Source organism: Stenotrophomonas sp. TWI1409, from assembly GCF_039673015.1.
Lineage (GTDB): Bacteria > Pseudomonadota > Gammaproteobacteria > Xanthomonadales > Xanthomonadaceae > Stenotrophomonas > Stenotrophomonas maltophilia_A.
This window is the reverse complement of the sequence record NZ_JBDJKU010000019.1, coordinates 55,219-67,940: the sequence shown is the minus strand read 5'-3', so window position 1 is coordinate 67,940 and position 12,722 is coordinate 55,219. Positions and strand designations below refer to the sequence as shown.

Sequence of the window (12,722 nt, the reverse complement as noted above, 5' to 3'; positions counted from 1 at the left end):
GGGGGGTGCCCGGCGCTTTTTCTTACTTGGCTTCAGCCTTGGACAGCATGTCCTGCACCGAGCCGGTGGTGATCGGGTGGTATCCCGGCTTGGCCTTTTCGAAGGCCTGCTTGGCCAGCTCCAGCCCCTTCGGCGTCTTCACCAGTTCAGCGTAGATCGGCATGATCAGCTTGCGACGGCCGACGCGCTCGATGAACGCAGCGGCCCCTTCGTTGGCCTGCTCGTAACCGCTGCGGATTGCCAGCGGGTACCAGCGCATGGCGATCTCGCCATTCGGGGTGCCGGTGAAGTGGAACGCCTTGTCCAGCGTGGCCAGCTTGTCCAGCGGCTGGGTCGCGCCCAGGCCGTCGATGAAGCGCACCCATTCCTGCGTGCTCCAGTCGGCGATGACCTGGCTGCTCGGCACGGTGCCGGCGCTGGCAAACGCGATGCGCGCGGTATCGACGCTGCTGAAGTTGCGCGACTGCGCCTTGGCCGCGAACGCCGGGATGCCCGGCTCGTCCAGCCATGCCTTCAGTTCGGCCTCGGTCACTGCCGACGGATTCTTCGGCAGCAGGTTCTTCTTCAGGTACTCGACGAACTGGTCGGTGTTCGCGCTCTGGAAGGCGTGGTCATCGAACCAGCCACGCAGGAACGGATCGAAGGTTTCGCGGCCGAAGCGCTGCTCCAGGAATTCCAGGAACCACGAACCCTTGACGTAGGCGACCTGGCTGAGGGCTTCGTCGGGGTCACGCTCGTTCAGCGGCGGCAGCGCCAGCGCCTGGTCGGCCGGGCTCATGTCCTTCACTTCGGCCAGCAGGTCGGTCTGGTCGATCTGCTTCTCCATCTCGGCCATCTCCTTGCCGTACAGAGCTTCGGTGATGCGGCCCTGGACGTAGGTGGTGAAGCCTTCATTGAGCCAGATGTCCTTCCAGCTGGCGTTGGTCACCAGGTTGCCCGACCAGCTGTGCGCCAGTTCGTGGGCGACCAGCGAGACCAGCGACTTGTCACCGACGATCACGGTCGGGGTGGCGAAGGTCAGGCGCGGGTTCTCCATGCCGCCGAACGGGAATGACGGCGGCAGCACCAGCATGTCGTAGCGGCCCCAGCGGTATTCGCCGTACAGCTTCTCGGCGGCACCGATCATCTTCTCGGTGTCTTCGAACTCCTTGGCGGCCTTGTTGACCATGGTCGGCTCGGCCCAGACGCCGGAGCGGCCGGAGATCGGCTCGAACACCAGGTCGCCGGCGGCGATGGCCAGCAGGTACGACGGAATCGGCTGCGGCATCTTGAAGGTGTAGTCACCGTCACGCGCGGCCTTCGGATCGTTGTCGGCGCTCATCAGCACCATCACGTCCGGGCGCGAGACCACGTGCGCGCTGTAGGTGAAGCGCACGCTCGGGGTGTCCTGCAGCGGCACCCAGGAACGGGCGTGGATGGCCTGCGACTGGCTGAACATGAAGGGCAGCTTCTTACCCTCGGTCATCGACGGTGCCAGCCACTGCAGGCCCGAGGCGGTCGGCGCGGTGTGGTAGGTCACTTCCACCTTGGCCGGCTGTTCCGGGGCTTCGATGGTCAGCTTGCTGCCGAACACCTTGTCAGCGGCGGCCAGCTCGAACTTCAACGGGCTGCGCGCGCCATCGGCAGCGACGGCCTCGACCTTGGACACGGTCAGCTCGCGGGTGTCGAGCACCAGCTGCTTGGCGTCCTTCTGCTTCCATTCCAGGGTGTAGGTGGCGGTGCCGCCGATCTGCTTCTGGTCGAAGTCCAGCTTCAGATCCAGCGCGATGTCCTTGATGACGACCTTGTCCGGCTCGGCGTACGAGCTTTCGTCGTGGCTGCGGTTCTCGGCGTTCACGGGGGCGGCGGGGGCCTTGGCGGCAGTCGGGGCGGCGGCGGGTGCAGCCGCCTCCTGGGAGCAGCCGGCGGCCAGGGCCACGGCCAGCGGAAGGAGCATCAGCGGATTACGCATGAATCGGGACCGTTACGGGGATCAGACCCCCAATGGTAACTCCCTCCGGCCCCGCAGGCGTTGCGCGGTGCGGGGTAATGGCGGGCGGGGCCGATCCTGCGCCTCCGGCGCATGCCAACCAAGGTTGGCTTCTACAGGTAGGTGCCAACCTTGGTTGGCACGGATCTTTCATCGCTCGCGGCCGGCGTGTGCCAACCAAGGTTGGTACCTACCAGAGCAGGAACTACAGCTTGTAGCCGGAGTGGATCGAGACGATGCCGCCGGTCAGGTTCTTGTAGTGGCAGCGCTCGAAGCCGGCCTGCCCCATCATCGCCTTCAGCTCATCCTGCGGCGGGTGCTTGCGGATGCTCTCGGCCAGGTACTGGTAGCTGTCCGAATCATTGGCGAACAGCTTGCCCAGCTTGGGCAGGATCTTGAACGAGTGGAAGTCGTAGATCGGCTTGAACCAGTCGGCGGTGACTTCGGAGAATTCCAGCACGCGGGCCTGGCCACCCACCTTCAGCACGCGGTACATCTCGCGCAGGCCAGCGTCCTTGTCGGTCACGTTGCGCAGGCCGAAGGCGATGGTCACCAGGTCGAAGCTGTTGTCCGGGAACGGCAGGGCTTCGGCGTTGCACTGCACATAGTCCAGGCCGAGCACGAGGCCGCGGTTGGTCAGGCGGTCGCGGCCGACCGACAGCATGCCGGCGTTGATGTCGCCCAGCACCACCGAGCCCTCGGCGCCGACGCGCTCCTTCAGCAGCGCGGCGATATCGCCGGTGCCGCCTGCCAGGTCGAGCACACGGTCGCCCGGCTTCACCTGCGCGGTCGCCACGTAGTAGCGCTTCCACGCCCGGTGCACGCCCAGGCTCATCAGGTCGTTCATCAGGTCGTAGTTGCGCGCGACCGAGGTGAACACCTGGCCGACCAGCTTCTGCTTGTCCTTGGCGGCGACGTCGCGGAACCCGAAATGGGTGGTACCGGCTTTGTAGGGGGATTCGCTCATGGCCCCGATTATCGCACCGCCGGGGGCCAGCGGCACCCCCTGCCCGTATCATGGCGGGCCACGACTTACCGGAGCCCCGCATGATCACCACGCCCGACTACCAGGCCCTGCTGCAGACCGCCATCGCCGAAGCCCGCCAGGGCCTGGCCGAGGGCGGCGTGCCGATCGGCGCGGCGCTGTACCACAACGACGGCCGCCTGCTCGGCTGCGGCCACAACCGCCGGGTGCAGGAAGGCGACCCGTCGGTACACGGCGAGACCGATGCGTTCCGCAAGGCCGGCCGCCAGCGCCGCTACCAGGACACCATCATGGTCACCACCCTGGCGCCGTGCTGGTACTGCTCGGGCCTGGTGCGCCAGTTCAACATCGGCACCGTAGTGGTGGGCGAATCGCGCACCTTCCAGGGCGGCATCGACTGGCTGCGGGAAAACGGCGTCAACGTGATCGACCTGGACAGCCAGGAATGCGTGGACCTGCTGGGCGGCTTCGTTGCGCAGTACCCGGAGATCTGGAACGAAGACATCGGTGAATGATCACCACGCAGTGTGCTGTTGAACCCGCTTAATGAACGCTTCAGTGCCGGCACGCCCTAGTGCCGGCAGCGTTTGCGGCCAATGCCGTGAACCTGTGCACAGTCAGCTGCGCTGCGTGCACACGCTGCGGTAACACCCCACCCCGCTGCCGCGCCTAGGGTGGGGTTACCGGGACTTCCTTCCCCGGCGGAGCCAGCCATGTGCGCGCACGCCGTACGCCCCACGCCCGACTCGATCCTCGACGCCATCCGCAAGCGCCTGCAGCAGCAGTACGCGCTGCACCAGCGTGGAGCACTGTTCTGGACTGCCTACCAGGGCCTGCAGCTGGAACTGGTGCGCGGCCACCCGCTCGACCATGAGCGCCTGTGCAATGCAATGGCCGACATGGCCGAAGACCTCGGCGCGGTCGAGCATGCGCAACTGATAGGCAATCGCAACGCCGGCTGCACATCGCGCTGACGCGGCTTCCACTGCCGCATCGGCCACACTCGGATGAACCCCCACTCCCTTTCCACTCAACCGAACTGGATTGTCATGCACGCTGAAGTCCCCACCATTCCCCCGGTCATCAACGTTGACGCCGAGCTTGACCACTGGCGCCGCCAGCATGCCGACGGCGCACTACCGCACAACTCGTTCGGCTCCTACGTGCCGTGGATCAAGTTCGCCTGTGATTCGCTGATCACCCAGCCGCGCGCCAGCAATGCGCAGCGCGACGAGATGTTCCAGACCCAGTACGCCCTGCAGATCATGCCGCGCCTGAGCGAAGCCCAGGCCCGCGAATTCGTCGACCGTTGCTGGCAGCACGTCTACCAGACCAGCCCGGTGCGCCTGCAGGACGCCCCGCGCCTGCGCGCCTGAGCTGCACGGCCCCTGCACGAGCCACCGCCGATCATCCTCGTCACCTGAGTGGGACGACGACGATGAAAGCACGCAACCTGTTCAATACGATCGCCAAGAAGGCCGCGGCCGCCACCGGCTCGCCGTGGACCTTCCTGGCCGCGGTAGCGATCGTGGTGATCTGGGGCATCAGTGGCCCGGTATTCGGTTTCAACGACACCTGGCAGCTGGTGATCAACACCGGTACTACCATCATCACCTTCCTGATGGTGTTCCTGATCCAGCACACACAGAACGCAGATACCGCCGCAATGCAGATCAAGCTGGACGAGCTGATCCGCGCGACGGCCGAAGCCAACAACGAACTGTTGGATCTGGAAGAACTGGACGAGGAGCGGCTGGAAGAGATCCGGCGCGAGTACGAGCAGATGGCGCGCGAGGCTGGCGACGCGCTGGCGCGTGTGCGCGCCTGCCATGCAGCGCGGCGCGACGATGAAGCGGTGTAGCAGGCCCTGAAATGACAATGCCGGCCCGCGGCCGGCATTACCCTCGATCTCCAGGTAGGTGCCAACCTTGGTTGGCACAGGGCCAGCCGCCTGCGCTGACGCATCCGTGCCAACCAAGGTTGGCACCTACCAGAAGCACTGCTTACCCGCGCTCGTGCCAGCCGCCGCCCAGCACCTTGTACAGGGTGATGCGGTTGGCCTGCTGGGCCAGCTGCGCCTGCAGCTGGGTCTGCTGCGCGTTGTAGGCGGTACGGCGCGCATCAAGCAGGGTCACGAAGCTGTCCAGGCCAGCGTCGTAGCGTGCCTGCGACAGGCGGTTGGCCTGTTCGGCCGCTTCCACCAGGCGCTGCTGTGAACTCACCTGCTCATCCAGGCTGACGTTCAACGCCAGCGCATCGGCGGTTTCGCGGAAGCCCACCTGGATCGACTTCTCGTACTGCGCCAGCGCAATGTCACGGTCCGCATTGGCGATGGCCAGATTGGCGCGCAGCTTGCCGCCCTGGAAGATCGGCAGCGTGATCTTCGGCAGGAAGCTCCACACGCGGGTCCCGCTGTCGAACAGGTTGGACAGTTCGCTCGAACCACTACCGATGCTGCCGGTCAGCGAGATGCTCGGGAAGAACGCCGCGCGTGCCGCACCGATGTTGGCGTTGGCCGCCAGCAGCTGGTGTTCGGCGGCCATGATGTCCGGGCGCTGCAGCAACACGTCGCTGGGCAGGCCGGCCGGCGGCGGTGCCAGTGCCAGCAGCTGCGGTTCGATGCTGTCCGGCAGCAGTGCCGGATCCAACTGGCCACCGGCCAGCAGCGCCAGCGCATTGCGGTCCTGGGCCAGCTGGCCACGCAGGCGTGCAGCATCCGTACGTGCGGTCTCGACCAGGGTACGGGTCTGGGTCAGCTCCAGCGCCGAACTGCCACCACGCTCGTGGCGGGCCTCGGCCAGGCGCAGCGAATCCTCGTAGGTCTTCAGCGTGGCATCGGCGATCTTCAGCCGCTGCGCATCAGCCCCGTAGGTCAGCCACGCCGTGGCGGTCTCGGCCACCAGGCTCAGCTGCGCGTTGCGGCGGTTGGCGGCCACGGCGAAGTACTGCTGCAGCGCCGCTTCACTGAGATTGCGCACGCGGCCGAACAGATCCAGCTCGAACTCGGCTACGCCGACACCGGCGGTGAACTGCTCGGTGACACCGGCGTCGGTACCACGGCGGTCCATCTGACCGGTGACGGCCACGCCGGGCACACGGTCGGCGCGCTGTACGCGGTACTGGCCGCGCGCGCGTTCAACGTTGAGTACGGCCACGCGCAGGTCGCGGTTGTTCTGCAGCGACTGGTCGATCACCTGCTGCAGGCGCGCATCGGTGAAGAAGTCGCGCCAGCCGACGGCGGCGACATCGGCCACCTCGCCCTGCGCGGCCTCGGCCGGCCACTGCGCCGGAATGGCCGGAGCAACGGCGGTGTTCTTCGGCACCAGGGTGGAACAGCCGGCCAGCGCGAGCGCGGCGGCAATGGAAAGGAACAGGGATGCACTTTTCATGGGAATGACTTCCATCGGTACTGCCGGATGGCAGGAGGTAGTGCCGGCCGCTGGCCGGCAACCTCGTTGGATTCACATCACGCGGGCAGTAGGTGCCGGCCCCCGGCCCGCACTACCGTTTCAGGTCACGTCGTGGACTTGCGCTTGAACACGCGCTGCACCACCACGAAGAACAGCGGCACGAAGAACACGCCGAGCACGGTGCCGACGATCATGCCGCCGAGCACACCGGTGCCGATCGCCTGCTTGGCACCGGAGCCGGCACCGGTGGAGATTGCCAGCGGCACCACGCCCATGCCGAAGGCCAGCGAGGTCATCACGATCGGGCGCAAGCGGTCGCGCACGGCGTGCATGATCGACTCGATCAGGCTGGCCCCCTTCTCCAGGTTTTCCTTGGCGAACTCGACGATCAGGATCGCGTTCTTGCTGGTCAGGCCCACCGTGGTCAGCATCGCCACCTGGAAGTAGATGTCGCGTTCCAGGCCCTTGAAGGTATTGGCCAGCACCGCGCCGAGGATACCCAGCGGGGCCGCCAGCAGCACCGCGGTCGGCACGCTCCAGCTTTCATACATCGCGGCCAGGCACAGGAACACGATCATCAGCGACAGCGTGTACAGCAGCGGCGTCTGCGAGCCGGCCTGGCGTTCCTGGTAGGACATCGCCGTCCACTCGATGCCGAAGCCCGCCGGCAGCTGCTTGGCCAGCTGTTCGATCTCGGCCATGGCATCACCGGACGCGACACCCGGGGCCGGTTCGCCCTGGATTTCCATCGCCGACACACCGTTGTAGCGCTCAAGACGCGGCGAACCGTAGTCCCAGTGCTTGGTGGCGAACGCGCTGAACGGCACCATCTCGCCCTTGTCGTTCTTCACGGACCACAGATCGAAGTCCTCCGGCACCATGCGGAACGGCTGGTCGGCCTGCACGAACACACGCTTGACGCGGCCACGATCGACGAAGTCGTCGATGTACGAGCTGCCCCATGCGGCGGCCAAGGTACCGTTGATCTGGTCGATCGACAGCCCCAGCGAGGTCGCCTTGGCTGCATCGATGTCGATGCGGAACTGCGGCGTGTCTTCCTGGCCGTTCGGGCGCACGTTGGCCAGCTTCTTGCTGCCGGCGGCGAGGCCCAGCAGCTGGTTGCGCGCGGCCACCAGTGCCTCGTGGCCCTGGCCGCTGTTGTCCTTCAGGAAGAAGGTGTAGCCCGACGCGGTACCCAGTTCCGGAATGGCCGGCGGCGGGAAGGCGAAGATGAAGGCATCCTTGATCTGGCCCAGTGCCGCCATGGCGCGACCGGTGATCGGCATCACGCCATTGTCGGCGTCACGCTCGCTCCAGTCCTTCAGCTTGACGAATGCCATGCCCGCGTTCTGGCCCATACCGGCGAAGCTGAAGCCCTGCACCGAGAACACCGAGTCCACCGCATCCTTCTCGTTCTGCAGGAAGTGGTTTTCCAGTGCCGCGATCGATTCCAGCGTACGTTCCTGGGTGGCACCGACCGGCGCCTGCACCAGCGCCATCAGCACGCCCTGGTCTTCGTTGGGCAGGAACGAGCTGGGCAGGCGCACGAACAGCACGCCCATCAGCACGAACAGTGCCGCCACGATACCCATGAAGCGCCACGGACGGTGGATGATGCCGCGCACGCCGCGCTGGTAGCTTTCGCTGGTGCGGTCGAAGCCGCGGTTGAAACCATTGAAGAAACGACCGGACCAGCCCTTGTGTGCGACGTGGTGCTCACCCTTCTTCAGCGGCTTGAGCATGGTCGCGCACAGCGCCGGGGTCAGCACGATCGCGACCAGCACCGACAGCGCCATCGCCGAAACGATCGTGGCCGAGAACTGGCGGTAGATCACGCCGGTGGAACCGCTCATGAAGGCCATCGGCACGAACACCGCCGACAGCACCAGGCCGATACCCACCAGCGCGCCGGTGATCTGGCCCATCGACTTGCGGGTGGCCTCGAGCGGCGACAGTCCTTCCTCGGACATGATGCGCTCGACGTTCTCCACCACCACGATGGCATCGTCCACCAGCAGGCCGATCGCCAGCACCATCGCGAACATGGTCAGCATGTTCACCGAGAAGCCCAGCATCGCCAGCACGCCGAAGGTACCCAGCAGCACCACCGGCACGGCGATGGTCGGGATCAGGGTGGCGCGGAAGTTCTGCAGGAACAGGTACATCACCACGAACACCAGCACGATCGCTTCGATCAGGGTCTGCACCACGCCCTTGATCGACACGCGCACGAACGGGGTGGTGTCGTACGGGATCTCGGCCTTCAGGCCGGCCGGGAAGAAGCTCTTCATGTCCTGCAGCGCGGCATCCACGCCGGCCGCGGTATCCAGCGCGTTGGCGCCGGTGGCCAGGGTGACCGCCAGGCCGCTGGCCGGCTGGCCGTTGTAGCGGGTGACGAAGTCGTAGGACTCTGCACCCAGTTCGACGCGGGCGACATCGCCCAGGCGCAGTTCGGCACCGTCCTGCGCGCCGCGCACGATGATGTTGCGGAACTGTTCCGGGGTCTGCAGGCGCGACTGCGCATTGATGGTGGCGTTGAGCTGCTGGCCCTTGATCGACGGCGCGCCGCCGAGCTGGCCGATGGCCACCTGGGCGTTCTGTGCCTTGATCGCTGCGGTCACTTCCGCAACCGACAGGCCATAGGTATGCAGCTTGTTCGGGTCCAGCCAGATGCGCATGGCGTACTTGCCACCGAACACCTGGATGTTGCCCACGCCCGGCACGCGGCTCAGACGGTCGACGACATTGGAACCGACGTAGTCGGCGATGTCGTTGGCGTCCATGCTGCCGTTCTCGGACACGAACGCAATGACGTTCAGGAAGCCCGAGCTGGACTTGGCCACGTTGATGCCCTGCCGCTGCACTTCCTGCGGCAGCAGCGGCATGGCCAGCTGCAGCTTGTTCTGCACCTGTACCTGGGCGATGTCCGGGTTGGTGCCGCTCTCGAAGGTCAGGGTGATGGTGGCCTGGCCGTTGGACGAGCTGTTGGAGGAGAAATAGATCAGGCCATCAAGGCCCTTCATGTTCTGCTCGATGATCTGCGTCACCGAGTCCTCGACCACCTTGGCCGATGCACCCGGGTAGGTGGCGCTGATTTCCACCGCCGGCGGTGCGACGTTGGGGTACATCGAGACCGGCAGCTTGAACAGGGCCAGGCCGCCGGCGAGCATGATGATGATGGCGATCACCCATGCAAAGATGGGTCGATCGATGAAAAAGCGTGCCATGGGGTTCTCCGCTTACTTCGCGTCGCCGGCCGGAGCGGCAGGCTGGGCGGCCGCTGCCGGCTTGGCCGGAGCAGCGCCCTTCTCGGTGGCCTTGACCGGCATGCCGGGGCCGATCTTCTGCAGGCCTTCGACAATGACCTTGTCGCCGGCCTTCAGACCGTCCTCGACCAGCCACTTGTCGCCGACCGTGCGGCTGACCTTGACCGGGCGCACTTCGACCTTGTTGTCCTTGTCGACCACCATCGCGGAGGTGTCACCCTTCGGATCGCGGGCGATGCCGGCCATCGGCACCAGCACTGCATCGCTGCGCACACCGCCGCCGATCACCGCGCGCACGTACGTGCCCGGCATCAGCAGGCCGTCCGGATTGTCCACCTTCACGCGCAGGCCGAAGCTGCCAGTGGCCGGGTCGACGCTGACTTCGGAGAACTCCAGCGTGCCCTTGTGCTCGAAGGTGCTGCCGTCTTCCATCAGGATGCTGACCGGCAGCGTCTGGTTGTCCTGCAGGCGGCCCGCGGCCAGCTCACGGCGCAGCTGCAGCAGCTCGGCCGAGGACTGGGTCAGGTCCACATAGATCGGGTCCAGCTGCTGCACGGTGGCCAGCGCATTGGCCTGGCCGGCGCTGACCAGCGCACCCTGGGTGACGCTGGACTTGCCGATGCGGCCGCTGATCGGCGCGGTGATGCGGGCGTAGCCCAGAGTGACGTTGGCCGCATCCAGCGAGGCCTTGGCGGCGCCGACGTCAGCCTCGGCCTGCTTCTGCGCGGCCACCGCGTTTTCCAGGTCCTGCTGGCTGACCGCATCAACCTTGGCCAGCTCGGTGATGCGCTTGGCACTCAGGCGCGCGGCGTTGGCGGTGGCCTCGGCACGCGCCAGCTGGGCACGGGCACTGTTGGCCTGTGCGCGGTAGCTGGCGTCCTCGATCTGGTACAGCGGCTCGCCGGCCTTGACCATGCCGCCCTCGGTGAACAGGCGCTTGGCGACGATGCCGTTGACCTGCGGACGCACTTCGGCGACCAGGAAGGCGTTGGTACGGCCCGGCAGCTCGCGGGTGAGGCCCACGGTCTCGGACTTCAGCGTGACCACGGTGACGTCACCCGGGCCCTGTTCGGGGGCCTGGGGTTGGCCGCCGCAGGCAGCCACGGTCGCGGCGATTGCCAGCGACAGTGCAAAGGGTCGGATTCGGCTCAGCAACATGACGGAAAGGCTCTTGAAGGAAAGGGTCTCAGCCAGCGCTGATACGGCGGACCCTCCACCAGCGAAGGTGAAGACCGTGCGAACAGCGCCCACCCGGGCGGAGTGGGAGCCGGACGGGCCTGCCACGCACACGACGGGAATGATGGGTGCGAAATATACATACATGCTTGTTTGTTTGTAAACCGGTACAATTCAGCCACGTTTCACCCGCACTCGTACCCACACCCATGGCCCGCAAGACCAAAGAGGACACCCAGGCAACCCGGGAAGGCATCCTTGACGCCGCCGAAGCCTGCTTCCATGAACACGGCGTGGCCCGTACCACGCTGGAGATGATCGGTGCCCGCGCCGGCTATACCCGTGGCGCGGTGTACTGGCACTTCAAGAACAAGAGCGAGGTGCTGGCCGCGATCGTCGAACGGGTGCACCTGCCCTTCATGCAGGAACTGGAGCGCACCTCCACCGACCAGCGCGACACACCGGTGCACGACCTGCGCGCAGTGATGATCCACTCGTTCATCGAGCTGTCCGAGGACGAACGCCTGCGCAAGACCATGGAGATCATGCTGCGCAGCGACGCCTCGGCCGATACCAAGGTGCTGACCGAAATGCAGCAGGCCGGCTTCCGCGATGCGCTGGACCGGATGGAGCGCGCCCTGCGCCGGGCCCAGGACCTGGGCCAGCTGCGCGAAGGCGCGGACCCGAAGATCGCCGCGCGCATGCTGCACGCCACTGTGCTGGGCGTACTGCATGGCGCGATGGTCGAACCGGAACTGATGGACCTCAAGCGCGACGGCATGCTTGCGCTGGACATGACCCTGGCCGCCTACGTGAAAGAAGGCGTGTTCGTGCCCGGAACGGTGCCCGAGCCGCTGCCCGAAGCATGAGTAGAGCTGCTGCCGCCACCGCGACACTCATCTGAGGACGAACCCATGATCCTGGACAACGTGGTGTGGGGCTTCATCGGCTGTGGCAGCGTCACCGAGAAGAAGAGCGGGCCGGCCCTGGCCAACACGCCGGGCTCACGGGTGGCGGCGGTCATGCGCCGCAATGCGGCGTTGGCCGAGGATTATGCGCGGCGCCATGCGATTCCCCGCTGGTACACGGACGCCAATGCACTCATCGCCGACCCGGAAGTGAACGCGATCTACGTTGCGACGCCGCCCTCCACGCACATGCACTACGCGTTGCAGGCGATTGCCGCGGGCAAGCCGGTCTACATCGAGAAGCCGATGGCCATGGATCACGCGGAATGCGAGCGCGTGCTGGAGGCCAGCGCGCGCAGTGGCGTGCCGGTGTTCGTGGCCTACTACCGCCGCGCCCTGCCCCGCTTCGCGCAGGTGAAGCAGCTGCTGGACAGCGGCACGATCGGCACGCCGCGCAGCGTGCGCGCCACCCTGCACCGGCCACATTCGGCGAACGCTGCATCGCCGGACTTCTGGCGGACCAACCCCGCGATCGCCGGCGGCGGCCTGTTCGTCGATCTGGGCTCGCACACCCTGGACCTGCTCGATCATCTGCTGGGGCCGCTGAGCGATGTGCGTGGCCTGGCCAGTTCGCAGGCAGGCGCGTATGCCGCCGAGGACAGCGTCTCGATGTGCTTCCGCACCGGGACGGGGGCGCACGGCATCGCGCAATGGAGTTTCTGCGCGTTCCGCCGCCAGGATGAGATCGAGATCACCGGCGATCGCGGACAACTGCGCTTTGCCACCTTCGAGGACGTTCCGGTGGTTCTGGAGACGGAAGCGGGCGTGCAGGCGTTCGACATCCCGAACCCGCCGTCGATCCAGCAGCCGTTGATCGCCACTCTGGTGGACGAGCTGCGCGGCAACGGCCACTCACCATCCAACGGCATCAGCGCCGCCCGCACCAGTGCGGTGATCGACCAGGTGCTGCAGGCCTACCGCACACGGCACTCGCGCTGACTGCCAAAG

The 12,722-nt window shown here is 66.3% G+C and carries 11 protein-coding genes; 6 read left to right on the top strand and 5 right to left on the bottom strand.

Features of this window, described 5'->3' with window-relative positions; all coding sequences use genetic code 11:
• Positions 1 to 22 precede the first annotated feature (22 nt).
• Both ABE423_RS08575 and ubiE read right to left on the bottom strand, forming a co-directional pair.
• On the bottom strand, positions 23 to 1,951 hold the full coding sequence (locus ABE423_RS08575; RefSeq protein ID WP_125893445.1) for a M1 family metallopeptidase: 1,929 nt from the start codon (positions 1,949 to 1,951) through the stop codon (positions 23 to 25).
• Positions 1,952 to 2,174: 223 nt separating this feature from the next.
• Positions 2,175 to 2,936: a bifunctional demethylmenaquinone methyltransferase/2-methoxy-6-polyprenyl-1,4-benzoquinol methylase UbiE gene (ubiE, locus tag ABE423_RS08570; RefSeq protein WP_005411082.1), complete on the bottom strand. Its 762-nt coding sequence runs from the start codon at positions 2,934 to 2,936 to the stop codon at positions 2,175 to 2,177.
• Between the two features lie 80 nt (positions 2,937 to 3,016).
• Between ubiE and ABE423_RS08565 the strand changes: the two genes are divergently transcribed.
• The 4 genes from ABE423_RS08565 (at position 3,017) to ABE423_RS08550 (ending at position 4,815) form a co-directional block, all read left to right on the top strand.
• On the top strand, positions 3,017 to 3,469 hold the full coding sequence (locus ABE423_RS08565; RefSeq protein ID WP_125893443.1) for a nucleoside deaminase: 453 nt from the start codon (positions 3,017 to 3,019) through the stop codon (positions 3,467 to 3,469).
• A gap of 198 nt (positions 3,470 to 3,667) precedes the next feature.
• Positions 3,668 to 3,928, top strand: coding sequence for a hypothetical protein (locus ABE423_RS08560; RefSeq protein WP_125893441.1), 261 nt, complete (start codon positions 3,668 to 3,670; stop codon positions 3,926 to 3,928).
• 75 nt (positions 3,929 to 4,003) lie between these two features.
• On the top strand, positions 4,004 to 4,330 hold the full coding sequence (locus ABE423_RS08555; RefSeq protein WP_014038526.1) for a hypothetical protein: 327 nt from the start codon (positions 4,004 to 4,006) through the stop codon (positions 4,328 to 4,330).
• Between the two features lie 62 nt (positions 4,331 to 4,392).
• Positions 4,393 to 4,815, top strand: a complete 423-nt coding sequence (locus ABE423_RS08550) for a low affinity iron permease family protein (RefSeq protein ID WP_032129005.1) — start codon at positions 4,393 to 4,395, stop codon at positions 4,813 to 4,815.
• A gap of 142 nt (positions 4,816 to 4,957) precedes the next feature.
• Here the strand turns inward: ABE423_RS08550 and smeF are convergent, their stop codons facing one another.
• The 3 genes from smeF to smeD all read right to left on the bottom strand — a co-directional run bounded on the left by smeF (position 4,958) and on the right by smeD (position 10,788).
• Entirely contained in the window at positions 4,958 to 6,358 is a 1,401-nt protein-coding gene (gene smeF, locus ABE423_RS08545; protein WP_125893439.1) for a multidrug efflux RND transporter outer membrane subunit SmeF, read from the bottom strand.
• 110 nt (positions 6,359 to 6,468) lie between these two features.
• Positions 6,469 to 9,591 (bottom strand): multidrug efflux RND transporter permease subunit SmeE, encoded by a 3,123-nt coding sequence (smeE, locus tag ABE423_RS08540; protein ID WP_125893437.1) that lies wholly within the window; start codon positions 9,589 to 9,591, stop codon positions 6,469 to 6,471.
• Positions 9,592 to 9,603: 12 nt separating this feature from the next.
• Positions 9,604 to 10,788, bottom strand: coding sequence for a multidrug efflux RND transporter periplasmic adaptor subunit SmeD (gene smeD, locus ABE423_RS08535; RefSeq protein ID WP_032129008.1), 1,185 nt, complete (start codon positions 10,786 to 10,788; stop codon positions 9,604 to 9,606).
• Positions 10,789 to 11,015: 227 nt separating this feature from the next.
• Between smeD and smeT the strand changes: the two genes are divergently transcribed.
• Complete coding sequence (gene smeT / locus ABE423_RS08530) at positions 11,016 to 11,675, top strand: efflux transporter SmeDEF transcriptional repressor SmeT (RefSeq protein ID WP_032129009.1); 660 nt, start codon at positions 11,016 to 11,018, stop codon at positions 11,673 to 11,675.
• Positions 11,676 to 11,720: 45 nt separating this feature from the next.
• A complete protein-coding gene (locus ABE423_RS08525) occupies positions 11,721 to 12,713 on the top strand; it encodes a Gfo/Idh/MocA family oxidoreductase (RefSeq protein ID WP_346485724.1) in 993 nt (330 codons plus the stop codon).
• Positions 12,714 to 12,722: the final 9 nt, after the last annotated feature.